The organism is Nocardioides sp. 31GB23, from assembly GCF_040012395.1.
GTDB lineage: Bacteria > Actinomycetota > Actinomycetes > Propionibacteriales > Nocardioidaceae > Nocardioides > Nocardioides salarius.
The window spans coordinates 1-22985 of sequence record NZ_JBDYKJ010000025.1; the positions used below are offsets into that span (position 1 = coordinate 1).

The window sequence follows — 22985 nt, forward strand, 5'->3', positions numbered from 1 at the left end:
CGCCCCCCCCCCCCCCCCCCCCCCGGCCGTGGCCGTCGGTCAGGTCGGACCAGGTCGGACCAGGGTCAGGCGATCGCCAGCGGGTCGAGGTCCTCGTGGTCGGTGACGCGCTCCGCGAGCCCACCGAGGTGGTGGCTGCCGTCGCCGAGCAGGTGCTCGAGCATCGTCAGCACCGACATGTAGGACCCCACGGCGTACTCCGCGGTCATGCCGATGCCGCCGTGCAGCTGGATGGCCTCCTGGCCCACGTGCCGCCCGGCCCGGCTGACCTGCAGCCCGGCGCGGGCCGCCGCGTCGCGCACGGCGACCGGGTCGCCGCTCTCGACGACCATGGTGGCCCACTGCACGAGACTGGTGGCCAGCTCGAGCGAGACGTACATGTCGGCGGCCCGGAAGGTCAGCGCCTGGAAGGTGCTGAGCGGCACCCCGAACTGCTTGCGGCTCTTGAGGTACGACGTGGTCTGCGCGAGCGCGACCTCCATCGCCCCGATCGCCTGGTTGCCGGCCATGATCCGGCCCAGGTCGAGGATGGTGGCGATGCTGCCGGTCAGGTCGCGGCCCGGCTCGCCCAGCGGCGTGGCCGGGGTGGCGTCGAGCACGACCTTGGCCGCGCGGCCCCCGTCGTACGTCGGGTAGGCGCTGCGGGTGGCCGCCTCGCCGTCGACGACGAAGAGGCCGGTGCCGCCGTCGGGCAGCCGGGCGCTGACCACGAGGGTCTCGGCCCGCGCGCCCTGGACGACCGGTTCCTTGGTGCCGCTCAGGCTCCACGAGCCGCCGTCGTCGGTGGCGGTGACCGCGGAGGCGGTCGGTGCCCAGCGCGAGCCCGGCTCGTCGTGGGCGAAGGCCAGCAGCCGCTCGCCGGCGGCCAGCGAGCCGAGGAGCTCGCTGCGCTGCTCGGCGCTGCCGCAGGCCTGCACCAGGCCGCCGGCGAGCACCACCGCGGTCACGTAGGGCTCGGGGGCCACCACGCGCCCCAGCTCCTGGCACACGATCGCGATCTCGACCGGGCCGGCGCCCACGCCGCCGTCGTCCTCCGAGAACGGCAGGCCCAGCAGGCCCATCTCGGCCATCTGGGTCCAGGTCTTCTCGGAGAAGCCCGGGTCGGCCTTGGTGGTCTGGCGACGCTGCTCGAAGTCGCCGTACGCCTTGGTCAGCAGCCCGCGCACCGCGTCGCGGAGGGCGTTCTGCTCGTCGTCGTAGGTGAAGTCCATGTCTGCTCCTCAGAGTCCCAGGATCGTGCGGGCGATGATCTGGCGCTGGATCTCGTTGGACCCGCCGTAGATCGAGGCCTTGCGCAGGTTGAGGTACGTCGGCGTGGTGTGGTGCGTCCACTCCTCGAGCGCGCTGTCGGCACCCGCGCCGGAGGCGATGCTCGCGGGGCCCGCGAGGTCGACCATCAGCTCGCTGACCGCCTGCTGCAGCTCGGTGCCGCGCAGCTTGAGCACCGACGAGGCCGGGTGCGGCTCGCCGTCGGCGGAGTGGGCGACCACGCGCAGCGCGGTCAGCTCGAGGGCCAGCAGGTCGTTCTCGAGCTCGGCGATGCGCGCCGCGAGCAGCGGCTCGGAGGCCCGCTCGCCGGCCAGCGACTTGGCCCGGGCCAGGATGCGCTTGGTGGTGCCGACCGGTGCGACGCCGACCCGCTCGTTGCCGAGCAGGAACTTCGCGATCGTCCAGCCGCTGTTGAGCTCGCCGACCAGGTTGTCGGCCGGCACGCGCACGTCCTCGAACCAGACCTCGTTGACCTCGTGGCCGCCGTCGATCAGCTCGATGGGGCGCACCGTCAGGCCGGGGCTGGTCATGTCGATGAGCAGCATCGAGATGCCGGCCTGCTTCTTGACGTCGGGGTCGGTGCGCACGAGCGTGAAGATCCAGTCGCCGTGCTGGCCGAGCGTGGTCCAGGTCTTCTGGCCGTTGACGATCCAGTCGTCGCCGTCCTTGACCGCGGTGGTGCGCAGGCTGGCGAGGTCGGAGCCGGCGTCGGGCTCGGAGAAGCCCTGGCTCCACCAGATGTCGAGGTTGGCGGTCTTGGGCAGGAACCGCTCCTTGATCTCCTGGCTGCCGAACTGGGCGATCACCGGGCCGATCATGCTGGCGTTGAAGGCCAGCGGCGTGGGCACACCGGCGCGCTGCATCTCCTCGTTCCAGATGTGGCGCTGCAGGTCGCTCCAGTCCTGGCCGCCCCACTCGGTGGGCCAGTGCGGCACGGCGAGCCCGGCCTTGTTGAGGGTCTGCTGGCTCTCGACGATCTGCTCCTTGGTGAGCTCACGTCCCTCGATCACCGCGCGCCGGATGTCCTCGGACACCTCGGTGGTGAAGAAGGTGCGCATCTCCTCGCGGAACTTCTGGTCCTCGGCGGACAGGGCAAGCTGCATCCGGGCCTCTCTCGGATCGGGTGGCGCCTCGTGGGACGAGGAGCGGTCGTGTCCATCATGGCCCCTGCGGGCAACGCGTGGGGCACCCGCACCGCTGCTGCCGTGCAGCCCGTGGCGGGCCGACCAGTCGGGGTTGTGGCCGGCGCCCAAAGACCCGTCCCGCGCCTCACACGTCGACCGCGACCTCCTCGCCGAGACGTGCCCCGTGGCGCAGCTCGAGGTCGTCGCCCGACCAGAACCGGCCCGGGTCGTAGTAGTTGCTGGGCAGGTCGTCGGGCAGCAGCCCCATCGCGACGTACGCCGTGGCGACCACCTCGGCGCAGTAGGTCAGCTCGGCCCGTGCCGCGCGGCGTACGCGACCCCGGGCCCAGCGGCCCACGAGCGCGGCCGTGCTGGGGAAGGGGGTGCCGTCGAGGCGGGCGATGCTGCTCAGCAGCGCGTCCTCCATCGCCGGCGTGACCTCGGCCTCGAGCTGGCGCAGCCACGCCCGCTGCTCGTAGCGTCCCGTCCACTGGCCCACGGCCTCGCGCAGGTCGTGCAGCTGGACCCCGCGCTGGTGCTTGCCGCTCCACACGTCGACCAGGCCCTTGCCCAGCTCGGCGTGCCACATCAGCGGCGGCAGGTCGTCGACGACCACGGCCATCCCGACGTGGTTGACCGGGGCGTTGGTCAGCACCCGGATCGCCTGGTCGGCGACCGAGCGGCCGCGGAAGAGCCACAGGTCGCCGGTGCGGGTCAGCTCGACGGCCTCGTCGAGGCCGATCGGTCCCCCCGCGCGGTGCCGGCCCGGGCCGCGGTGTCGTGGGTGCTCCATGGTGGGAGAGTCTGGGGCATGAGGGCGAGCAGGGTGTGGAAGGTGCTGGGCGTGGCCGGGCTGGCCGGGGTGGCCGCGACCGGGGCGGTGGTCGCCCGCGACCAGCGGCGGCGGGCGCGGTTGAGCCCCGACGAGGTGCGGGCCCGCCTGCACCAGCGGGTCGCCGAGGCCTCTTCGCAGGAGCCCCGTCAGGTCGACTGATCCCTCAAGCGCCTCGACGTCGGTCGACGTTGGTTGAGGAGGTTGCGCAGCAACCGTCTCGAAACCACCGTCGTCCACAGGCATCACGTCGTCCTGCGTACGACGCCGCCCGCCCGGGCAGGAGCCCCGGCATGCCCTACACCTACATGGTCCAGTGCTCCGATGGCCGCTACTACGTCGGAAGCACCTGGGACCTCGATCGTCGCCTCGCCGAGCACAACGCCGGGACCGGCGCCGAGTTCACCAGGCGACGCAGGCCCGTCCGTCTGGTCTGGAACGCGCAGTTCGACTCCATCGCCGACGCCTTCGCCTACGAGAAGCGCATCCAGGGGTGGCGCCGCGAGAAGCGCGAGGCGCTCGTCCGAGGGGACTTCGCGGCGTTGCCCGAGCTGGCGAGCCGGAGCTGGTGGGCGCAGCAGCAGCGCAGGGGCACGTGACGTCACGGTGGTTTCGAGCAACCCAGCGGCCAACCCCGGGCCGCGCCATGGCGCGGGGAATTCGACACATCGGTCACTCCAGGCCAACGGCGTCTCAGGAGTGTCGTACTTCCGTATCAGACGGTTGCTGCGCAACCTCCTCAACCAACGTGGGGCGTTGCTGCGCAACCTCCTCAACCAACGTGGGGCGTTGCTGCGCAACCTCCTCAACCAACGTGGGGCTCACTGGCCGAGCATCGCCCCGACGCGCTGGCGCTGGAAGCCGGGGAAGACGACGGCGGGGGAGGCAGTGGTGCGGGCGGCGACGACCTCGGCGAGCACGGAGCGGTAGTCGGTGGTGACGGGCACGTCGGCGTCGAGGCCGGAGCCCAGCGGCGTCCAGGAGCCGTGGTAGCCGCCGCGCACCCCGGCGCCGGCCAGGAGCATCACGGTGCCCCAGCCGTGGTCGAGGCCGTGGTTGGCGTTCTCGGCGACCCGGCGCCCGAACTCCGAGACCGTCACCAGCGTGACCCGCTCGGCGACCGGGCCCAGGTCGGCGAAGAAGGCGGCGATGCCGCGGGCCAGGGAGTCGCCCTCGCGGCGCATCCGGCCCCAGGCCAGGGTGCCGAGGTCGGTGTGCATGTCCCAGTCGCCGTGGTCGACGGTGACCAGCGAGACGCCGACGTCGCCGCGCAGCGTGCGTGAGACCGAGGCCAGGGCCCGGCCCAGGTCGTCGTCGGGGTACGCCGCGCTCCGGTCGGCCTGCGCGCGCGCCGGCTCGAGGTCGCCCACCGCCTGCATGGCCGAGCGGAAGGACCGGCCCATCGGGGTCGGCGACTTCTTCCACATCCGCTCCAGCGAGCGCACCCGGGTGCCGTGGGGGTCCCACTTGTCGTCGCCGGCGATGCCGGTCTTGTCCAGGGAGCGGAAACCCATCACCGGCTCGGGGCCGAAGAGCGAGGTGGGCACCTCGGCCCGTCCCGCCGCGAGGCCCTGCAGCGGGGACGAGCCGGGCAGCTCGCCGAGCAGCCGGTTGAGCCAGCCGACCCGCTCGGTGGAGCCCGGGGCGGCGTCCTCGACGGCCTCCATCGCAGCGAAGTGCGACCGGTTCACCACCGGCAGCCCGGTGCCGTGCACCGTGGCCAGCCGGCCCGAGCGCCACAGGGGCAGCAGCGGCTCGAGAGAGGGATGCAGGCCGAAGAAGCCGTCGGGCACCAGCAGCTTCTCGGCCGGTACGGCGATCCGGGGGCGCGCCGCGTAGTAGGCCGGGTCGCCGTGGGGCACGACGAGGGAGAGCCCGTCGGCCGCCCCCCGCAGGGACAGCACGACCAGCACCGAGCCGGCGCCGGCCGTCGACGTCGCCGCCGCGGTGGGCGCGCCCGCGGCGGCCGGGCCGGCGGCGCTGACCACGGCGGAGCCGACGCTCCAGGTCAGACCGGCGGCGCCGAGACCGCGCAGCAGACCGCGCCGCGACAGGGCGGCGTACTCGGGGCAGCCGCAGGGGGACGGGCTGCCGGGGGTGATGAGCTCGGGGGTGCTCACGGGGAACCTCAGCGGTGGTAGTGGTGTGGATGGTCGAGCAGCACGCCGAGCAGCCGGTTGAACTGCCAGGCGATCAGCCGGTGGTCGCGGGTGATCCTCTCGCCGGGGCGGGCCTCGACCGCCTCGCAGGCCGCGCGGAGCAGCTGCCGGCTGGAGCGGCGCCCGTGCACGGCGCGGGAGAGGTGGTCGACGAGGTCGCGGAACTCGATGGGCAGCTCGGGGGTCCACTGCTGGGGGGACTGCCAGGTGACGCCCTCCTTGGGCCACCAGCCACCGGCCAGCGACCAGTGCACGTCCATCGAGGCGAGGGCCCGGCTGGGCGAGGCCCACGGGTCGCCGTGCAGGGGCGGGCCGTCGGGGCGCGGCCAGGCGGCCGGGCGCATCCCGACGGCGTCGCTCTGCCACAGCACGGCGTTGGCGGCGTGGTCGCCACCCTTCGGGGCCACCACCCGGGCGCCGAGCGCGCGGTAGGAGGCCACGACGTCCTCGGCGGGGTCGCGCAGCTTCTGGCCCTTGGCCTGGCGGAACTCCTGCGTGCGCACGAGGGCGCGCAGCACCGGCACCACGGCGGTGTCGTGCGCCAGGTAGACCTCGGCCAGCTCGTCGACGACCTGCTCGGAGGGCGTGTCGCTGATGAACTTGACCGCCAGCTTGCGTGCGATGCGTCGCGCGGTGGCGGGGTGCCGGGCCAGGTGGCGGAGGTAGCGGCGGGTCAGGGCACGACCGTCGGGGTCGGCGTTGGCGTCGCGGAAGTCGCCGACCGCGACCGGGCCGGTCCAGTGGTCCTTCTGCGAGTAGGAGGCCTCCCAGGTGCGCCACAGGTCGACGCGCCAGCCGGTGAGGATGCGCGCGGAGGCCTTGACGTCGTCCTCGGTGTGCGCCCCGACGCCGAGGGTGTGCAGCTCGAGCAGCTCGCGGCCCAGGTTCTCGTTGGGGTGCGCCTTCGTCGAGGTGGCGTTGTCGAGGAAGATCAGCATCGCCGGGTGCGTGATCGCCTCGACGAGCAGCTCGTCGAAGCGCCCGAGGGCGTGGCGACGCACGACGTCGCCGTACGACGAGCGCCACACGCCCTGGGCGTCGCCGTTGGCCGGCACGTGCAGGTGGGACTCCCAGAAGTCGGTCATCACCTCGTGCACCTGGTGGCTCGAGGTCATCCGGCGCACCAGCAGGCGCCGGGCGTAGTCGGCCATCACCTCCCAGGTGCCGCGCCCGCCGTCGACCTGGCGCTTCCAGATGGTGGCGGCGTCGAGGTGCAGGTCGGGCCACCAGTCGCACAGCCGGGCGTCGGCGGCGGCGTCGTAGGGCCGGTCGAGCTGGGCGTCGAACCAGGCGAGCCCGCCGCCGGCGCGCTTGACCGAGCTGACGAGCTCGGGGGTCAGCCCGTAGGAGAAGCGCAGCGCCAGGTGCCGGGCACCGCCCCCGAGGGTGGGGGTGCTCCGGTAGCGACCGGGTGCGTACGGCGACGGCACGGGCGGGCCTCTTCTCGGCGGGGGTGAGGGGACGGCGGGGCGTCGCCGGGGGACGACGCGGGTCCACTCTGGGGTGCCGGACGTCGTCTCGGCAGGTCTGCGGGCCCGATCCGGCCGCTCGTCGCCGAGATCTGGCCGACCGGTGCCCGGCATGGCCCGAACGGACTACGTCGGTCGCAGCCGAGGGTCGGTAGGGTCGGCCCACCCGTCCTGATCCCACCCCGACCTCTGGAGGCCATCCGTGTCCGAGCAGAACCCCTTCCCGCCTCCTCCGCCGCCCTCGGGCGAGCCGGTGGCGGGCCACCAGCCGCCGCAGGCCTACGGCAACGCGCCGCAGGCCTACGGCAACGCGCCGCAGGCCTACGGCCAGGCCCAGCTCGCAGGACAGGGGCCGGGCCCGGTGGGCGAGGTGCGCAGCACCGGTGTGGCGATGCTGCTCTTCGTGGTCACCTTCGGCATCTACGGGTGGTACTGGTGGTTCAAGGTGCACGAGGAGATGAAGCGCCACACCGGTCAGGGCATCGGTGGCGTGGTCGCCCTGGTGCTGGCGATCTTCGTCGGCATCGTGATGCCCTACCTGACCTCCGCCGAGGTCGGCACGATGCAGGAGCGGGCCGGGCGCCGGCGCACGGTGAGCGGCGCGACCGGGCTCTGGTACTTCCCGGGCATGTTCATCCTCGTCGGCCCGATCATCTGGTTCGTCAAGACCAACGGCGCGATCAACGACTACTGGCAGTCGCTGGGCGCTCGCGGCTGAGCCCCGGGGGGTCCGCGAGGTCCCACAGGTGCCGGCTGCTCGGCACCAGGTCGAGGTCGCGGTCGGCGCCGATGCGGGCCACGCTGGTCATCAGCTGCTCGAGGCGCCGACCGAGCTCGGCGTCGTCGCCGCCGCTGCCGTAGAACGCGTGCACGTCGTGCACGGCGGCCGCGGGGAACAGCTCCTCGACCAGCGCCTCGACGCGCTCGTCCGCCGGGTCCGGTGCGCCCAGCGGGGCGGTGCAGATGTTCTGCACGTAGCCGGAGGTGGCCTGGGTGCGGATCGCCACGCCGGTGTGCTCCACCAGCCACCGGTGCAGCCAGGTCTCCCGGTCGAGCTCGGCGGGACGACGCAGCACCGCCACGTTGGCCAGCTCCTCGGCCCGGGTGCCGTCGTAGCGCTCGGCAGGGTCGAGGCGACGTCGTTCGTCGACCACCCAGCCCGAGGCCGCCCCGACCGCGGCGGTGACCAGCGCGCCCACGCCGGCCGGGTCGCGGGCCGGGTCGACCCAGACGCTGAGCACCGCGCTCACCGGGGCCGCGGTGGCCAGCCGCAGCGCCGGTGCGACGTGCTCGTCGTCGACGTTGAGCTGCACCCGCAGCGCACCGGCGCCGGCCAGCCCCGCGCGCAGCCCGGCCGCGCCCAGCGGCGCCGGGTCGGCGCGCACCACGAACATGGTCTTGGTCGTGCCGGGCGGCAGCCAGGTGGTCATGCGCGCGAGCCTAGAGGGGCGGCTCGTCAGGCGCCGGGGAGCGCGTGCACGAGCCCGCGCACCAGGTCGTACGTCGCCCGGTCGGCCGCCGCGACCAGGCCCGCCGGGGCGGGGTCCTGGGGACGGTAGGGCCCGCCCTCGAAGGTCCCCAGCACACCACCGGCCTCGCTGAGCAGCAGCGACCCGGGCGCGTGGTCCCACGGCTTGGTCTTGCGGTAGAGCGCGTAGTCGGCGCCGGCGTCGCCGCCCTCGACCACGCGCGGGTAGTCGACGCCGCAGCAGACCCAGGTCAGCTCCAGTGCGTCCAGCGTGCCCAGCGCCCGTCCGATCCAGCCGCGGCGCGAGGTCACGCCGCGCAGCCGCTCACCGACCGGTGGCCGGGTGATCCGCTGCCCGTCGCGCCAGGCGCCCCGCCCGCGCTCGGCGACGTACGCCGTGCGGTGCTGGGGCTGCCAGATCCAGCTGCGCTCGACCTCGCCGCCGCGCAGCTCGGCGATCATCATCGCGTGGTCGGGGGAGCCCTTGACGAAGTTCTTGGTGCCGTCGACCGGGTCGATGGTGAACGCGTGGTCGGCGTCGGCGAAGCGGGCGAGCACGGAGTCGTCGTCCTCGGCGGCCTCCTCGCCCAGGACGACCGCGCCCGGGTAGGCGTCCTGGAGCACCTCGGTGAGCCGGACCTCGGCCTCGCGGTCGGCGACGGTGACGAGGTCACCGGGGTTCTTCTCCTCGACCTCGGCGTCGCCGAGGCTGCGGAAGCGGGGCTCGACGACCTCCTCGCCCACGGTCCGGAGCAGGGTCAGCACGTCGGATGTCTGCACGTGCTGACCGTACCCAGGTCGGGCTCAGGCCGAGGCGGGCAGGCCCGTCGCGGGCAGGTCGTCGGCGGGCAGGGGCACCAGCCGCTGGTCGGTGGCCAGGTGCACCACGTCGGAGGCCACCCCGGCGCGCCGGCAGGCCCGGCCCAGCTCGCGGGCCCACGCCCGGTCGATGTCGTCGGGGCCGTGGCGCCCGGGCCGGCTGCGCAGGAAGACCCAGCGGCCCGGCGGCGTGCCGCCGACGCGCAGCAGCATGGTCGTCAACGAGTCGAGGTCGTCGCGGACCGGCTCGCCGGCGCAGTCATCGATCTCGAGCAGGCGCCGGGTGGGCCGGTCGTCGTCGCCGATGTGCAGCACCCAGGTGGAGGTGCGGGTGAAGCCGAGCTCGCCCATCAGCGCCTGCCACAGCCGCAGCAGGTCGCTCTGGCTGCGCACGGGGGCGGGGTCGTGGGAGAGGGGCGTGGGGTCGGGTGTGGTGTCCATGGCGAGCACGCTGCCCCCTCTCGCCGCCGCCCGCGACCGGCTCTCCACAGGGTGCCGGGCCAGCCGGCCGGCGGCCGTCGGCGGTCCACAGGTGAGCACGGCAGGGCTTGACGCAGCGGCGCCGGAGTGCGGCCTCACAGCACCGAGCGGTAGACCTCCATGGTCCGCTCCGCGATGGCCGGCCACCCGAAGGACTCCACGGCGCGCTGCCGCCCGGCCCGGCCCATGGTCGCGGCCCGGTCGGGGTCGGTGACCAGCGAGGTCAGCGCCTCGGCGAAGTCGGCGACGTAGCGCTCGGGGTCGAGTGGCGTGCCGCTGCCGTCGTCGGCCTGCTCGATCGGCACCAGCAGCCCGGTGGGCTCCGCAGCGCCGCCGGGTGCGACGACCACCTCGGGGATGCCGCCGGTGGCGGTGGCCACCACGGCCGTCTCGCAGGCCATCGCCTCGAGGTTGACGATGCCGAGCGGCTCGTAGACCGACGGGCAGGCGAAGACGGTCGCGGCGCTGAGCAGGGCGACCACGTCGGCGCGCGGCAGCATGTCGGCGATCCACACGACACCGTCGCGCCCGGCGCGCAGGTCGGCGACCAGCGCCTCGACCTCGGCCATGATCTCGGGGGTGTCCGGGGCCCCCGCGCAGAGCACCACCTGCACGTCGGGGGGCAGGGCGGCCACGGCGCGCAGGAAGAGCGGCAGTCCCTTCTGGCGGGTGATCCGCCCGACGAAGACCACCGAGGGCCGGTCGGGGTCGACGCCGAGGCGGCGTACGCGCTCGGGGTCGTCGACGGGGGTCCACAGCGCGGTGTCGATGCCGTTGTGCACCGTGTGCACCCGGGCCGGGTCGACGGCGGGGTAGGAGCGCAGCACGTCGTCGCGCATCGCCGCCGACACCGCGATCACCGCGGCCGCCGACTCGTACGCCGTCCGCTCGACCCACGAGGAGAGCCGGTAGCCGCCGCCGAGCTGCTCGGCCTTCCAGGGCCGCAGCGGCTCCAGGGAGTGCGCCGAGACCACGTGCGGCACGTCGTGCAGCAGGCCGGCCAGGTGCCCGGCGAAGTTGGCGTACCAGGTGTGGGAGTGCACCAGGTCGGTGCCGGCGCAGCCGGCCGCGATGGCCAGGTCGACGCCCATCGTGCGCAGCGCGGCGTTGGCGCCCGTGAGATCGGGGAGATCGGCGTAGGAGGAGGTCAGCGGCTCCTCGCGCGGCGCGCCGAAGGCGTGCACCCGGGCGGTGAGGTCGTCGCGCGCCCGCAGCGCGCGCACCAGCTCGGCCACGTGAACGCCGGCGCCGCCGTACACCTCGGGCGGGTACTCCTTGGACAGCACATCGACTCGCACACCACGAACCTACTCGTCCCGCGCCGGTGCTGTGCAGCCCCAGCGTGTCGGGCGTCACGGGCAGTACGGTGTCGCCATGAGCTCCTCGGCGCGCAAGAAGGTCCTGGCGATCGTGCTGGCCGGCGGGGAGGGCAAGCGGCTGATGCCGCTGACCGCCGACCGCGCCAAACCGGCGGTGCCCTTCGCCGGGATCTACCGGCTCATCGACTTCGCGCTGAGCAACGTCGTGAACTCCGGCTACCTCAAGGTGGTCGTGCTGACGCAGTACAAGTCGCACAGCCTCGACCGCCACGTCTCGCAGACCTGGCGGATGTCGACGCTGCTGGGCAACTACGTCACCCCGGTCCCGGCGCAGCAGCGGGTGGGCAAGCACTGGTACCTCGGCAGCGCCGACCACGTCTACCGCATGGACTTCGCGCAGATGGTCGACCAGCACGTCGAGAGCGGCGCGGCCTGCACCGTGGCGGCGATCCGCCAGCCGATCGAGATGGCCGACCAGTTCGGGGTCATCGACGTGCACCCCGACGCGCCCTCGCGCATCCGCGACTTCCTGGAGAAGCCGACCGACCCCGTCGGACTGCCCGACAGCCCGGGCGAGGTGCTGGCCTCGATGGGCAACTACGTCTTCGACGCCGACGCCCTGGTCGACGCGGTGACCCGCGACGCGACGACCACCGGCTCCAAGCACGACATGGGCGGCGACATCGTGCCGGCCTTCGTGCGCCGCTCGCAGGCGGGCGTCTACGACTACAAGGACAACGTGGTGCCCGGCGCCACCGACCGAGACAAGGGCTACTGGCGCGACGTCGGGACCCTGGGCTCCTACTACGCCGCCCACATGGACGTCGTCTCACCGCTGCCGGTCTTCAACCTCTACAACTTCGACTGGCCGATCTACACCTCCTACGGCCCCCAGCCGCCCGTCAAGGTCGTGCAGGGCTCCGACGGCACCCCGGGCGTGACCGACGAGGCGGTGCTCTCGCCGGGGGTGGTGGTGACCGGCGGGCAGGTACGCCGCTCGGTGCTCTCGCCGGCCTGCTGGGTCGACAGCGGCGCCGACGTGAGCGGCTCGGTGCTGCTCAACGGCGTGATCATCGGGGCCGGCGCGGTGGTGTGTGACGCCATCCTCGACAAGAACGTGGTCGTGCCCGCGGGTGCGCGCATCGGCGTCGACCCCGAGGAGGACCTGGCTCGCGGACTGATCGTGCAGGACGGGCTGACCGTGATGGGCAAGGACCAGCAGCTGCCGCGCTGAGGTCTCCTGCCCGCGGGCCGGGCGTCAGCCCGGGCGTCAGCCAGCCCAGGGACGCACCCGGACCTCGACGGGCATGCGATCGGCCTCCGGGACAACGACGGGGTCGGTGCGCCGTGCCAGCATCCGCTCCTGCACCAGGCGGTCGTGCGGCTCGTCGGTCCAGTCGTTGCCGTCCATCCCGACGAGCCACACGAGCCCCCGTCCGTCGTGGGGCTCGTCGACGACCAGGGCGATCGAGTACGTCGCCGACGCCCCCGCCCGCCGCTGTGCCCAGTCGAGCACCTGCAGGACGTCGGCCCCGGTGACGTCGTAGGTCGCGGTCGTGCCGCCGGGCGCCTCCGTGCCGCCCACGCTGGCGCCGCCCTGGACGTAGACGCGGTAGCGCCATGCGGGCCGTTCCCAGGAGGAGTCGCGCTCGTCGACGCGGGCGATGTCGATCGAGGTCATGAAGGCATCGTGCCTGAGCCCGGCAGGGGCGGCAGGACGCCCGCGGCGCGCCCCACCTCGGCGTACGCCTCGGCGAGGGTGGCGACGGTCTCGTGCGCGTTGAGGCCCGAGGGGTTGGGCACCACCCACAGGGCGCTGCCGGCCATCGTCTCGGGTTGGGGCCCGACCTCGGCCCTGGGCACGCCGAACGCGCTGCGGTACGCCGTCACGCCGGCCACCGCGACCACGCGCGGGCGCACCTCGGCGACCAGCGCGCGCAGGCGCTCGCCGCCCTCGACCAGCTCGGCGCGTGAGAGCTCGGAGGCCTTGGCGGTGGCGCGTCGCGCCAGGTTCGTGATGGCGATGCCGCGCCGGCGCAGCACGTCGCGCTCCGCCTCGCTCATCCCGGCCGCCGGGTCGATCGGCTCCTCGATCACCCCCGCGCGCAGCAGCGCGGGGTAGAAGCGGTTGCCGGGGTGGGCGAAGTGGGTGCCGGTCGCGGCGGTCCACAGCCCGGGGTTGATGCCCACGAAGAGCAGCCGCACGTCGGGGCCCACCAGGTCGGGCACCTCCGCGTCACGGAAGGACTCCAGCTCGGCGCGAGAGAACGATCGACCCACGGCCCGAGCCTCCCACGCCCCGCAGCCCCAGCGCCGAGCCGGCCCGTTCGAACCGGCCGGCTCGGCGTGGAACCGCGGCGGCGTGGGTACCGTCGCACCCTCATGCGACCTCTCGGAGCCCTCCTGCACCTGCCTGCCGCCGTGCTGCTGACCGCCACCCTGGCGGCGTGCGGCGGCGGTGCGGGCGACGAGCGCGCCGAGGGCGACGCCGGCGCCGGCACGGGTGGCGGCGGCCGAGGCACGCCCGTGGTGCTGCGCGAGCGGCTGGTGACCGCCACCGACGCGGGGGAGGCGCCCGACGAGGTGGCCGTGCCGGTGGGTGACGACGCGGCGCTGGCGGAGTTCACGGCCGACCTCAGCGACGGTTTCGCGGGCGAGGTGGCCGAGGCGGCCGCTGCGCTCGAGGCCGGGGGTGACGAGGAGCTGGCGGCCCAGGTGGTGGCGGTCGGCTGCGACGAGCCGACCAGCGTGCGCGCGCGGCGTACGCCGGAGGGTGCGGTGGTGCTCGAGGCCGCGCAGGCGCCGAGCCCCGGGCGGCAGTGCTTCGCGCCGATGACGACCGTCGCGGTCGTGGTGCTCGAGGCCGGCGGGCTCAGCGCTGGGTGACGACCAGGCCGTTGGCGACCTGGCGCAGCGTCCCGTCGGAGGGTGAGTTCTGCACCTGCAGCGACCCCGACTCGCGGGCGACCATGGTGCTCGAGCCGCCGCCGTCGAGGTTCAGCGCCTCGTCGGCGCCGAGCTCGACCATGGTGCGGGCGAGCTCGACGAGGGTCTGCCCGCGGCTGGTCGAGGAGCGCCCGTCGACGACCAGCAGCAGCACCTCGTTGGTGTCGCGGTCGATGCCGACCGCGGTGCGCGGGTGCATCTCGGCGTCGTCGACGACCTGCACCACGCCCTCGTCGATCAGCGCCTTGCTGCCGGTGACGACCATGGAGGGCCGCCCGGCCAACCACCAGTTCACAGTGGCGCTGCCGGTGCGCAGCTTGCGCAGCTGGCGTGCGCCCTCGCCGCGCCCGAGGAGCACCAGCCCGCGGATCTTCGCGCCGGGGCGCAGCCTGGCCCGGTTGGAGACCACCTTGCCGCCGCGGACCTCGACCATCCGCACGTTCTTCTCCTGGCCCTGGGTGACGGCGTAGCCGGGCGAGGTGCCCCAGCGCCGCGTGTAGACACCGATGCCGCCGGGGGCCACGAAGTGGGAGTTGAAGTTGGTGACGCTGGCCTGGGGGCGCTCCTTGAGGGCGCCGCGCAGGGTCACCTCGCCGACCTGCGGGCGGCCCTTGCGGGTCAGGTAGAACGCGGCGTTCCAGCCGCTCGCGCGGGCGTTGAAGAGCCCCCGGGTCGCCGAGCGGCCCACGCCGAGCGGGGCGCCGGTGCGGCCGATGTCGAAGAAGTCGCCGTTGACCGCGGCGATCGCCTGGCGGGCCCGGGCCAGCGACATGACGTCGTCGGTGGCGGCCACCTTCGTCGGCGCGGCGTAGTCGAGGCGCAGGCTGCTCTCGTCGAGGTCGACCGCGAGCAGGTGGGAGCGCACCGGACCGCGCGCGTCGGTCTCGCTCCACGACGAGAACCGCACGCCGGGGGCGATGCGGCGCTGCTCGAGCACGACGCGCGTGGTCGGCTCGTCGTCGTAGGCCGCGGCGCGCGGCGCGACCCGTCCGCGCATCCCGTCGGAGCTGTGCGGACCGTCGACGCCGGCGTGCACCGGCAGGCCCGGGTCGACGCGGCCGGCGGGACCCGTGGGGCCGGTCGGGCCGGTGGGGGAGTCGTCGGCGAGCGCGGGCGCGCCGAGGCCCGCGAGCACGACGGCGAGCGCGAGGGCGGTGGTCCGAGAGCGGGGAAGCACCGCCCAAGGTTAAGCGCGCCCGGGACCCGTCCGGCGCAGGTGCAGCACCGTGTCCTCGAGCACGATCACGCCCGGGGTGCGGCTGCTCATCCCCACGAACGTCTCGCTGAAGGGGCTGGCCAGCAGGTAGAGGTTCTGGCCCGCGGGCACGCGCACGCCGACGGCCGGCAGCTGGATGCGGCGGCGTTCCCCGACGACGGGCAGCGGCTCGCGCAGCGGCAGCACGTTGTTCTGCACCAGGCGGGCGTCGAGCGGGCTGGTGCCCACGGCCAGGCCGTAGAAGGCGCGGTTCTCGACGCCGGCCGCGGTGACGTCGGCGGTGAGGTACGCCGAGCCGGCCACCTCGATGGGGCCCTCGGCGACGAGGGTCCCGAGCGGGACGCCCGCGGCGGTCGAGGTGGCCACGGTGCCGATGTCGACCCGGTGGTTGGTGCGCTCGGTGCGGGTGGTGAGGCACTCGTCGGTCGGGGTCGCGATGTGCAGGCGGCCGTAGCCGCGCAGACCGGTGCGGCGCCCGCGCAGCTGCTCGTCGAAGAAGCGCAGCGAGAGCTGCTCGAAGTCGCCGCCGGCCAGCTCGGCGCTGCACGGGTCGGAGGTGATGGAGACCCCCATCGGCAGCACCGCCGGCAGCACGTGACCGCCGTTGTAGCCGACGAAGATGCTGTCGCGGCGGGCTCGCTTCGTCAGGGCCGTGCGCCAGTTCTCCAGGCCCTCCTGCAGGGGGAAGAGCCCGTCGGTGGTGCCCTGGCCGAGCAGCACCGGGATGTCGAGGCGGCGGCCGTTGGCGACGTGCCAGGCGGGCCCGTTCTTCTCCATGAACGCGACCATGTCCTCGGTGCCGGGCACCGAGCCGTCGGGCCACTGGCCGAGCGCGGCACCCTCGAGGAGGGCCTTGTAGACGGTCGGGGGCAGGGCGTCGGCAGGCACCGAGGCGGCCGCCAGCAGCAGCGCCCACTCGGTGCGCACCACGCCCTCGGGAGCCAGGCTCGAGGACAGGTCGTTCCAGGTGATCTGCGGGGCGAGCGCGTCGAAGACGGGCCGGCCCTGGGTGCGCAGCGACTCGAACGCGCCGAGGAGCTGGTAGCCGCCGCCGTAGGACCCGCCGATCGCGCCCAGGCGCGGGTCGCCGGGCCGGTCCTGCTGCACCCACCGGAGCCGGCCGACCAGCCGCACCAGGCGGCGTACGTCGTGGCCCTCGAAGGCGGGGTCCTCGACGTGCGCGTGGCCGCCGGACTCGCCCCAGCCGCGCTGGTCGAAGGAGAGCACGCCGTAGCCCGCGTCGAGGAAGGTGTCGAACGCGGCCGGGTCGGTGGTGCGCGAGCCGCCCCATCCGTGGCTGTGCACGATCATGGGCACGGGGCGCTTGCGGCTCGCGCCCGGCGGGCGGAACAGCGAGTAGCAGATGTCGACCGCGTCGCTCTCGCCCGGCTCGGGCACGCTGCTGACGCAGCCGTCGCTGACCCGCACCTGCTTCGCGGCCGGCGCGGCGTACGCCGACGGGGTGACCGTCCCGCCCGGTCCGAGGCCCAGGGAGGTGAGCCCCAGGGTGGCCAGGGTGGCGGCCGCGGTGGCCAGGGCGGTGACTCGACGCATGTGTGCTCCCGGGTGGATGGTGACGCCCGGCACAACGAGCACGCCGACCCGGGGTCACGCGACCCGGCACCAGTTCACGGCGTACGCCGCCCCGTTGGTCGAGCAGGGAGGAGCGCCAGCGACGAGCGACGCCGAGACCCCGTGAGTGGCCGGCCCGCCGCAACCACTCGCCGTACGCCGTGGGGTCGCCGGGTTTCGAGACGGTTGCTGCGCAACCTCCTCAACCAACGGCGGGCCGCCGTTGGTCGAGCAGGGAGGAGCGCCAGCGACGAGCGTCGCCGAGACCCCGTGAGTGGCCGGCCCACCGCAACCACTCGCCGTACGCCGTGGGCTCGCCGGGTTTCGAGACGGTTGCTGCGCAACCTCCTCAACCAACGGGCGCGCGGCAGCGCGGTTGGTCGAGCAGCGAGGCCGGGAGCGGAGTGCTCCTAGGTTCGTCGGTGGAAGCTGACTTGGTTGTCAGCACTGACATCGGCCTCGTACTCCGGGTCATGGATCCGGCGGTGGTGATAGGGACACAACAACCGCCCGCGGTCGAGGTCGGTCTGCCCGTGGCACGACCAGGGGTCGTCGTGGTGGGCGTGGCACGTCGCCGGCGGGGCGTCGCAGCCCTTCGCGGTGCAGCCACCGTCACGGATGCCCATCGCGATCCGCTGGCCCGGGGTGAAGTACCTCGTCGCGCGGCCCACGTCGAGCGGCTGGCTCTTCCCGCCCAGCACCACCGGCACGACGCCCGCCTCGCAGGCCAGACGCCTCGCGGTGGCGGCGCTGATCCGATCACCGGTGTCGAGCGTGGCGGCCGCCAGGCCGTCCTTGAGGGAGTCGAGGGTCATCGTCACTACAACCGTGGCGTTCACGCCACCGGCCTTCGGCAGCCCCTTGGGGTCCAGGCGCTCGACGAGCTCCACGAACGCCGCTCCCAACCGCTGCGCCGTCGGACGGCGTACCGGCACCGGCGCCTGCTCCTCGTGCTCGCCCTCGTCGGCGGCGCGGGTGGCGATCTGGTGCCTAGGTGCCGCGAATGCGAGCAGTGCTCGCTCCAGCATCTGACCCACCAGCAGCGGCACCGTGAAGGACCCCTTGATCCGCCCGTGCCCGTCCTCGCGCATCCGGAACGCCGCCGACTTCTCCGCCTCGCGCTCCTCGCGCTCGAGCTGTGCGGCCTCCCACGCCTCGGCCACCTCGGGTGCGACGACTTCGAGGATGCGGCGCCCCAGCACCCGCAGCGCCTTCGCGTCATGGACCTCCGCGAAGGCCACCAGCGCCTTGGTCGCCTGTTCCAACACGCCGGCGTCGAGGTCGTCGGGCAGCTCGTCCAGAGCCGTGCAGATCACCGACGCCTGCTCGGCGATGACATCGCCGCGACCGAGTGCTTCCCGCACCAGGTCGTACCGATCCAACCCCTCGGCCAGGCGCACCTGGCGAAACGACTCCCGCTTCGTCGACCGGGTGGCGTTGGAGTGCCACACCGCCACCGACGGCGACGCATTCGTCTCCGCCACCGCCACCGTCTCGGCGTGCGACAACAGCTGCGAGCGCACCTCCACCAACCGGGCCTCGGCCCGCGAGATCTCGACCAACGTCTGCGCGGTGGCCTCCTGGCTCATCGACCACAACGGCGTACCAGCCACGTCATCGAGGGCCGAGTGCACCCGCGCGACAGCACCTCCGATGAGGTGCGCCGCGGTGGTGGCCATGAGTGAAGTATCTCAGGGCCCACCGACAAAACACCAGGTCAGAAGCCGTTTTCCACAGGCAGATCGAAACTTTTTTCGAGACGATCTGTCCGGTGCGAAACCGACTGGTCGATGGTGCGAAACTGACCGGTCGGTGGTGCGAAAACTGACTGCTCGGCCGGCCTCAGCAGCCGACGGCACCGAGGCGGGCGAGCCCCTCGAGGTCGCCGTCGCCGAGGTCCGTGCGCACCAGGTTGCCGCCGTACATGAGCTGGGTGTCGTCGTCGACGTGGGCCAGGCCCAGCACGTGGCCCAGCTCGTGCACGAGGATCGCGCGCATCGCCTGCTCGCCGCCGCGCTGGCCGGCGAGCCGGTCGAAGGTGTCGGTGTCGAGGGCGACCATGCCGGTCACGAAGCGCTCGGGCCCGATCTGGCGGGTCTCCCAGGCGCTGCCGCCGAGGCCGGCGACCTCGCCCTCGAGGCCCGGGACCTCGTCCTCGTCGGCCCAGCCGATGAGCACCGGGCTGGCCGAGCCGGCGGCCACCGAGCGCCGGTCGAAGTCGCGGTCGTCGGTGAGCCCCTCGTCGTCGAAGACGAAGCCGGAGGCCCCGGCGACGGTCTCGACCGACTCCTCGACCAGCTCCTCCCAGCCGACCGGGGCGCCGTCGGGGTTCACGACGTAGGGGATCTCCTCGCAGGGCGACCAGGTCACCGGCTCGTCGCTGCCGCGCTGGGTGCGCACGAAGGCGTACTCGCCGTCCCCGTCGCCGATGCCGACGATCTCGCCGAGCCGCTCGTTGCTGCCGAGCAGCTCGCGCACCCGGGTGCCGGTGGCGCCGGGGTCGCGAGCCACGATCAGCCCGGCGAGCACCGCGGCGACCAGCAGGCCCGGCAGCACCGGCCCGCGCGAGCGCCGCCCGCGTCGTCCCGGCGACGGGTCGGGGGTCGAGCCGAGGCCGCCGGCGCGGTAGAGCTCACCGTGCGTGGGGCCCCGGGCGTCGTCGAGGAGGGAGGGGTCGAGACCGTCGAGCTCGGCCAGGCGGCGCTCCATGTCGCGCACCCACCGCCGCTGGGCCCGCGCCTGCGCCCGTCGTTGCCAGAACCCCATGGTGCCCATGGTCCCCGACCGCTGGTGACGGCCGGAGCGCGGGGAGTGCGGCTAGGGTCGGCTGGTGGGCACCTGGAACACCCTCGTCGAGGGCGACAACCTCGACGTGCTCACCGACCTGGCCGCCCGGGAGCAGGTCTTCGACCTGGTCTACATCGACCCGCCCTACAACACCGGCAACGACTTCGCCTACAGCGACGACATCCGCGGCGGTGCCGGCGCCTCGCGGCACCAGGCGTGGGTGGCGATGATGCGTCCGCGCCTGGAGCTGGCGCGCGGTGTGATGTCGGCGAGGGCGGCGCTCTTCGTGAGCATCGACGACCACGAGGCCGCCCACCTGCGGCTGCTCCTCGACGAGGTCTTCGGCGAGGCGTCGTTCGTGGCCCAGGTCGTGGTCAACCTCAACCCCAAGGGCCGCCAGCTCGGCCGCGGCTTCGCCACCAGCCACGAGTACCTGCTGGTCTACGCCCTCGACCCGGCGCGCTGCGCGCTGAGCGCGACCAGCGCGGAGACCGTCGACGAGCGCGACTTCGCGCTGCTGCACGAGGAGAGCGGCCGGCGCTACCGCGAGCTGCCGCTGCGCAACACCAACAAGAAGTTCAACCCCGTCACCGCGCGCACCCTGCACTTCAGCGTGTGGGGCGACCCGGGCACCGGTCGGGTGTCGACGCTGCCCTTCGAGGGCGGCGTCGAGGTCAGCCCCGTCTTCGGCGACGGCCGCCCCGCCGTGTGGCGGTGGAGCCGTCCCCTCATCGAGCAGCGCGCCGACGACCTGGTCTGCCGCACCGTGCGGGGGCGCACCGGCGAGCGGGTCGACGTCTTCCAGCGCGACTGGCTGCACCCGGGCCGGCGCAAGAAGCTGACCACCATCTGGCTCGCCGAGGAGGTCGGCTCCACCGACACCGCCGTGGCCGAGCTGAAGGAGCTGGTGGGCCACGTCTTCGAGTCGCCCAAGCCGACCGGGCTGCTGCGCCGGATCCTGCAGACCATGCCCGACGACGTCGCGGTGCTCGACTTCTTCGCCGGCAGCGGCACCACCGGCCACGCCGTCGCCCTGCTCAACGAGGAGGACGGAGGCACCCGCACCTGCCTCAGCGTCAACCGGGCCGAGCCCACCCGGCCCGGCTCCAACGCCGCCCAGGCCGGCCTGGCCACGGTCGCGGACATCACCCGGGCGCGGCTGCGCGCGGTCGCCGAGCGCCACGGCGGCGGGCTGGTCGAGCTCGCCCAGCCGGCGCCTCCGTCCTGAGGCGCCGCCTCAGCCGACCCCGGCCGCCTTCTCCAGCGCGGCGACCTCGTCCTCGAGGTGCACCAGCAGCCGCTGCAGGTGCGGCACCGTGCGGCGGCAGCCGGTCAGCCCGAAGGCGATGCGCCCGTCGTACGACGTGCAGGTGATGTTGAGCGCCATCCCGTTGATCGGGATCGAGAGCGGGTAGGTGCCCACCAGGCGCGCGCCGTTCCAGTAGTGGGTGGTGCGCGGCCCGGGCACGTTGCTGATGATCAGGTTGTACGGCGGTCGCACGATGCCCTGCATCCGCAGCAGCGGCGCCAGGATCATCGGGGCCTGGCCCAGCGCGCTCATCGCCAGGATCTGCATCTGCGTCATCGACGACAGGGCCTCCTTGCCGGCCTGCATCGAGTCGTGGATGGCGCGCAGCCGGTCGGCGGGGTCGGGGCGCTCGGTGGCCAGCTGCACCATCACCGCGCCCACCGCGTTGCCACCCTCGGCCGAGGCGATCTGCGACTGCTTGGCGTTGAGGCCCACCGGCACCATCGCCACCAGCGGGGTGTCGGGCAGGGCGTCGAGCTCGAGCAGGTAGGAGCGGATCGCGCCGCTGCACATGGCCATCACCACGTCGTTGATGGTGGTGCCGGTGGCCTTGCCGATGGCGCGCAGCCGCTCGATGGGCCAGTCCTCGGCGGCGAAGCGGCGGGCCCCGGTGATGCTCTGGTTGAAGATGGTGCGGGGGGCGTGGAAGGAGACCGCCGAGGTCTCGTTGCGCACGCCCTTGCTGAGGGTGCGCACGAGCGCGGCGGGCATCGCCGCCGCCTCGGCGGTCAGCGCGAGCGCGCTGCGCAGCGCGGCCGCCGGGATCTGTGGCAGCGACGGCGCCTCGACCCCCCGACCCGACCGGCTGCGCGGCGGGCCGGCGGCCCACGGCGCGGGCATGCCGCGCAGGTCGGGGTCGGTGGTGAGCACGCTCTGCAGCAGCCGCATCGCCGAGACGCCGTCGACCAGCGCGTGGTGGGTCTTGGTGTAGAGCGCGACGCGGCCGTCCTCGAGGCCCTCGATCACGTGCGCCTCCCACAGGGGGCGCTCCCAGGCCAGACGGGTGGAGTGCAGCCGCGAGCACAGCTCGAAGAGCTCGCGGTAGCGCCCCGGGGCCGGCAGTGCGCTGTGCCGCACGTGGTGGTGGGCGTCGAACTGCAGGTCGGGCTTCCAGACCAGCTGGCCCGCGGTGCGCACCGAGCGGTGCGGGTGCTTGAGGAACAGCGGCGCGATCTCGTCGACGTCGCGCATCGCCTCGTACATCTCTCGGATGTACTCCGGGCCGGCCCCCTCGGGCTTCTCGAAGAGCTGCAGCCCACCCACGTGCATCGGCATGTTGCGGTTCTCCGCCAGCAGGAAGCCGGTGGCGGTGGGGTCGATGGCTGAGACCACGATGTGCCTTTCGCTCGGGGCGCCGTACGGCGTCGTGCCCCCGTGACGTGACGGGGGCCACAAGGAGAACCTATGTCGGGCGGAGAAGTCACGGGCACGCCGCCTCGAGTTCATCACGATCCTTCCCAGCCGCCCGTCGGTGCTGCCAGCATCGGGCGCACCGCGTCGGCTCGCTCGGGAGCCGGTGCTCGTCCCACCGGGAGCTCTTGTGCTGCGCCGACTCGTGACCGCCCTGGTCCTCACCCTCCTTACCAGCGGGTCGGCGGTGGTGCTGCCGGCGGTGGGCGCCGCTCCTGCCGCCGCAGCGGCCCAGCAGTACTCCGCCCCGCTGAGCGTGGCGATCGGCGACCTGGTGGCTGCCTCCGAGGTGCGCACCGGCTACAGCCGGACCCTCTTCAAGCACTGGACCGATGCCGACGGCGACGGCTGCTCGACCCGCAACGAGGTGCTGATCGCCGAGGCCGACGACCCGGTCACCGTGGGCTCGGGCTGCTCGCTGACCGGCGGACGCTGGTTCTCCTACTACGACGGCGTCTCGTGGACCGACACCTCGGACGTCGACATCGACCACATGGTGCCGCTCGCCGAGGCCTGGGACTCGGGCGCCTCGGGGTGGTCCTCGACCACCCGCGAGGCCTTCGCCAACGACCTGGACGACTACCGCAGCCTGGTCGGCGTGACCGACAACGTGAACCAGTCCAAGAGCGACCAGGACCCGGCGGACTGGTTGCCCGCCCAGCGGGTCTGCCGCTACGTTCGCGAGTGGGTGGCGGTCAAGCACCGCTGGCGCCTGAGCGTCGACGCCGCCGAGCGGTCGGCGCTGTCGTCGGTGGCCTCCGGGTGCAGCGACAGCACCATCACGGTGACCCTGGCGCGCTGAGCGC

At 73.7% G+C, this 22985-nt stretch carries 23 protein-coding genes; 7 read left to right on the top strand and 16 right to left on the bottom strand.

What is annotated here, in order from left to right; translation table 11 throughout:
• Positions 1-65: 65 nt before the first annotated feature.
• From ABKW28_RS09850 to ABKW28_RS09860, 3 genes are all read right to left on the bottom strand, one after another.
• Positions 66-1211: an acyl-CoA dehydrogenase family protein gene (locus ABKW28_RS09850; RefSeq protein ID WP_348608844.1), complete on the bottom strand. Its 1146-nt coding sequence runs from the start codon at positions 1209-1211 to the stop codon at positions 66-68.
• Between the two features lie 9 nt (positions 1212-1220).
• The gene (locus tag ABKW28_RS09855; protein ID WP_341231322.1) at positions 1221-2372 is read right to left on the bottom strand and encodes an acyl-CoA dehydrogenase family protein; all 1152 of its coding nucleotides are present in this window, start codon (positions 2370-2372) and stop codon (positions 1221-1223) included.
• A 166-nt stretch (positions 2373-2538) separates the two neighbouring features.
• The gene (locus ABKW28_RS09860; protein WP_348608848.1) at positions 2539-3186 is read right to left on the bottom strand and encodes a hypothetical protein; all 648 of its coding nucleotides are present in this window, start codon (positions 3184-3186) and stop codon (positions 2539-2541) included.
• An 18-nt stretch (positions 3187-3204) separates the two neighbouring features.
• Between ABKW28_RS09860 and ABKW28_RS09865 the strand changes: the two genes are divergently transcribed.
• Together ABKW28_RS09865 and ABKW28_RS09870 are read left to right on the top strand one after the other, a co-directional pair.
• Positions 3205-3387 (top strand): hypothetical protein, encoded by a 183-nt coding sequence (locus ABKW28_RS09865; protein ID WP_193668455.1) that lies wholly within the window; start codon positions 3205-3207, stop codon positions 3385-3387.
• A 131-nt stretch (positions 3388-3518) separates the two neighbouring features.
• A complete protein-coding gene (locus ABKW28_RS09870) occupies positions 3519-3824 on the top strand; it encodes a GIY-YIG nuclease family protein (protein ID WP_193668454.1) in 306 nt (101 codons plus the stop codon).
• A 222-nt stretch (positions 3825-4046) separates the two neighbouring features.
• On the opposite strand, the gene ABKW28_RS09875 is transcribed toward ABKW28_RS09870, so the two are convergent.
• Entirely contained in the window at positions 4047-5345 is a 1299-nt protein-coding gene (locus ABKW28_RS09875) for a DUF1501 domain-containing protein (protein ID WP_348608851.1), read from the bottom strand.
• Between the two features lie 8 nt (positions 5346-5353).
• Positions 5354-6814: a DUF1800 domain-containing protein gene (locus ABKW28_RS09880; protein WP_348608854.1), complete on the bottom strand. Its 1461-nt coding sequence runs from the start codon at positions 6812-6814 to the stop codon at positions 5354-5356.
• A 241-nt stretch (positions 6815-7055) separates the two neighbouring features.
• Between ABKW28_RS09880 and ABKW28_RS09885 the strand changes: the two genes are divergently transcribed.
• Entirely contained in the window at positions 7056-7571 is a 516-nt protein-coding gene (locus ABKW28_RS09885; protein WP_348608857.1) for a DUF4234 domain-containing protein, read from the top strand.
• Here ABKW28_RS09885 and ABKW28_RS09890 read toward each other — a convergent pair.
• The 4 genes from ABKW28_RS09890 to glgA all read right to left on the bottom strand — a co-directional run bounded on the left by ABKW28_RS09890 (position 7534) and on the right by glgA (position 10918).
• Positions 7534-8283, bottom strand: coding sequence for a hypothetical protein (locus ABKW28_RS09890; protein WP_348608860.1), 750 nt, complete (start codon positions 8281-8283; stop codon positions 7534-7536). The two genes, ABKW28_RS09885 and ABKW28_RS09890, sit on opposite strands and share 38 nt — an antisense overlap.
• 26 nt (positions 8284-8309) lie before the next feature.
• A complete protein-coding gene (locus tag ABKW28_RS09895; RefSeq protein WP_193668451.1) occupies positions 8310-9101 on the bottom strand; it encodes an inositol monophosphatase in 792 nt (263 codons plus the stop codon).
• A 24-nt stretch (positions 9102-9125) separates the two neighbouring features.
• Entirely contained in the window at positions 9126-9581 is a 456-nt protein-coding gene (locus ABKW28_RS09900) for a hypothetical protein (protein ID WP_348608862.1), read from the bottom strand.
• Between the two features lie 134 nt (positions 9582-9715).
• On the bottom strand, positions 9716-10918 hold the full coding sequence (gene glgA / locus ABKW28_RS09905) for a glycogen synthase (protein ID WP_348608865.1): 1203 nt from the start codon (positions 10916-10918) through the stop codon (positions 9716-9718).
• A 76-nt stretch (positions 10919-10994) separates the two neighbouring features.
• Between glgA and ABKW28_RS09910 the strand changes: the two genes are divergently transcribed.
• Positions 10995-12173, top strand: coding sequence for a glucose-1-phosphate adenylyltransferase (locus ABKW28_RS09910; protein ID WP_348608868.1), 1179 nt, complete (start codon positions 10995-10997; stop codon positions 12171-12173).
• Positions 12174-12209: 36 nt separating this feature from the next.
• Here the strand turns inward: ABKW28_RS09910 and ABKW28_RS09915 are convergent, their stop codons facing one another.
• Entirely contained in the window at positions 12210-12620 is a 411-nt protein-coding gene (locus tag ABKW28_RS09915) for a hypothetical protein (protein ID WP_348608871.1), read from the bottom strand.
• Complete coding sequence (locus ABKW28_RS09920; protein WP_348608874.1) at positions 12617-13219, bottom strand: mismatch-specific DNA-glycosylase; 603 nt, start codon at positions 13217-13219, stop codon at positions 12617-12619. The genes ABKW28_RS09915 and ABKW28_RS09920 overlap by 4 nt, the downstream gene beginning before the upstream one ends.
• Before the next feature lie 102 nt (positions 13220-13321).
• On the opposite strand from ABKW28_RS09920, the gene ABKW28_RS09925 reads away from it, so the two are divergent.
• A complete protein-coding gene (locus ABKW28_RS09925) occupies positions 13322-13825 on the top strand; it encodes a hypothetical protein (RefSeq protein ID WP_348608877.1) in 504 nt (167 codons plus the stop codon).
• On the opposite strand, the gene ABKW28_RS09930 is transcribed toward ABKW28_RS09925, so the two are convergent.
• From ABKW28_RS09930 to ABKW28_RS09945, 4 genes are all read right to left on the bottom strand, one after another.
• Complete coding sequence (locus ABKW28_RS09930) at positions 13812-15062, bottom strand: phosphodiester glycosidase family protein (RefSeq protein ID WP_348608880.1); 1251 nt, start codon at positions 15060-15062, stop codon at positions 13812-13814. The two genes, ABKW28_RS09925 and ABKW28_RS09930, sit on opposite strands and share 14 nt — an antisense overlap.
• A 9-nt stretch (positions 15063-15071) precedes the next feature.
• Positions 15072-16655 carry an alpha/beta fold hydrolase gene (locus tag ABKW28_RS09935; protein WP_348608883.1) on the bottom strand — a complete coding sequence of 528 codons (1584 nt, stop codon included), beginning with the start codon at positions 16653-16655 and terminating at the stop codon, positions 15072-15074.
• A gap of 428 nt (positions 16656-17083) precedes the next feature.
• Positions 17084-18352, bottom strand: a complete 1269-nt coding sequence (locus ABKW28_RS09940; RefSeq protein ID WP_348608886.1) for a DUF222 domain-containing protein — start codon at positions 18350-18352, stop codon at positions 17084-17086.
• Between the two features lie 163 nt (positions 18353-18515).
• Positions 18516-19439, bottom strand: coding sequence for a matrixin family metalloprotease (locus tag ABKW28_RS09945; protein ID WP_348608889.1), 924 nt, complete (start codon positions 19437-19439; stop codon positions 18516-18518).
• A gap of 64 nt (positions 19440-19503) precedes the next feature.
• On the opposite strand from ABKW28_RS09945, the gene ABKW28_RS09950 reads away from it, so the two are divergent.
• Positions 19504-20688, top strand: a complete 1185-nt coding sequence (locus tag ABKW28_RS09950) for a site-specific DNA-methyltransferase (RefSeq protein ID WP_348608892.1) — start codon at positions 19504-19506, stop codon at positions 20686-20688.
• 9 nt (positions 20689-20697) lie between these two features.
• On the opposite strand, the gene ABKW28_RS09955 is transcribed toward ABKW28_RS09950, so the two are convergent.
• The gene (locus ABKW28_RS09955; protein ID WP_348608894.1) at positions 20698-22101 is read right to left on the bottom strand and encodes a wax ester/triacylglycerol synthase family O-acyltransferase; all 1404 of its coding nucleotides are present in this window, start codon (positions 22099-22101) and stop codon (positions 20698-20700) included.
• A gap of 208 nt (positions 22102-22309) precedes the next feature.
• Between ABKW28_RS09955 and ABKW28_RS09960 the strand changes: the two genes are divergently transcribed.
• Positions 22310-22981, top strand: a complete 672-nt coding sequence (locus ABKW28_RS09960) for an HNH endonuclease family protein (RefSeq protein WP_348608896.1) — start codon at positions 22310-22312, stop codon at positions 22979-22981.
• Positions 22982-22985 lie beyond the last annotated feature (4 nt).

Bases quoted from the DNA above. Each gene is read 5' to 3' on its own strand.
- ABKW28_RS09850 (WP_348608844.1), bottom strand. From the start codon at position 1,211: ATGGACTTCACCTACGACGACGAGCAGAACGCCCTCCGCGACGCGGTG.
- ABKW28_RS09855 (WP_341231322.1), bottom strand. From the start codon at position 2,372: ATGCAGCTTGCCCTGTCCGCCGAGGACCAGAAGTTCCGCGAGGAGATG.
- ABKW28_RS09860 (WP_348608848.1), bottom strand. From the start codon at position 3,186: ATGGAGCACCCACGACACCGCGGCCCGGGCCGGCACCGCGCGGGGGGA.
- ABKW28_RS09865 (WP_193668455.1), top strand. From the start codon at position 3,205: ATGAGGGCGAGCAGGGTGTGGAAGGTGCTGGGCGTGGCCGGGCTGGCC.
- ABKW28_RS09870 (WP_193668454.1), top strand. From the start codon at position 3,519: ATGCCCTACACCTACATGGTCCAGTGCTCCGATGGCCGCTACTACGTC.
- ABKW28_RS09890 (WP_348608860.1), bottom strand. From the start codon at position 8,283: ATGACCACCTGGCTGCCGCCCGGCACGACCAAGACCATGTTCGTGGTG.
- ABKW28_RS09900 (WP_348608862.1), bottom strand. From the start codon at position 9,581: ATGGACACCACACCCGACCCCACGCCCCTCTCCCACGACCCCGCCCCC.
- ABKW28_RS09910 (WP_348608868.1), top strand. From the start codon at position 10,995: ATGAGCTCCTCGGCGCGCAAGAAGGTCCTGGCGATCGTGCTGGCCGGC.
- ABKW28_RS09915 (WP_348608871.1), bottom strand. From the start codon at position 12,620: ATGACCTCGATCGACATCGCCCGCGTCGACGAGCGCGACTCCTCCTGG.
- ABKW28_RS09925 (WP_348608877.1), top strand. From the start codon at position 13,322: ATGCGACCTCTCGGAGCCCTCCTGCACCTGCCTGCCGCCGTGCTGCTG.
- ABKW28_RS09935 (WP_348608883.1), bottom strand. From the start codon at position 16,655: ATGCGTCGAGTCACCGCCCTGGCCACCGCGGCCGCCACCCTGGCCACC.
- ABKW28_RS09940 (WP_348608886.1), bottom strand. From the start codon at position 18,352: ATGGCCACCACCGCGGCGCACCTCATCGGAGGTGCTGTCGCGCGGGTG.
- ABKW28_RS09945 (WP_348608889.1), bottom strand. From the start codon at position 19,439: ATGGGGTTCTGGCAACGACGGGCGCAGGCGCGGGCCCAGCGGCGGTGG.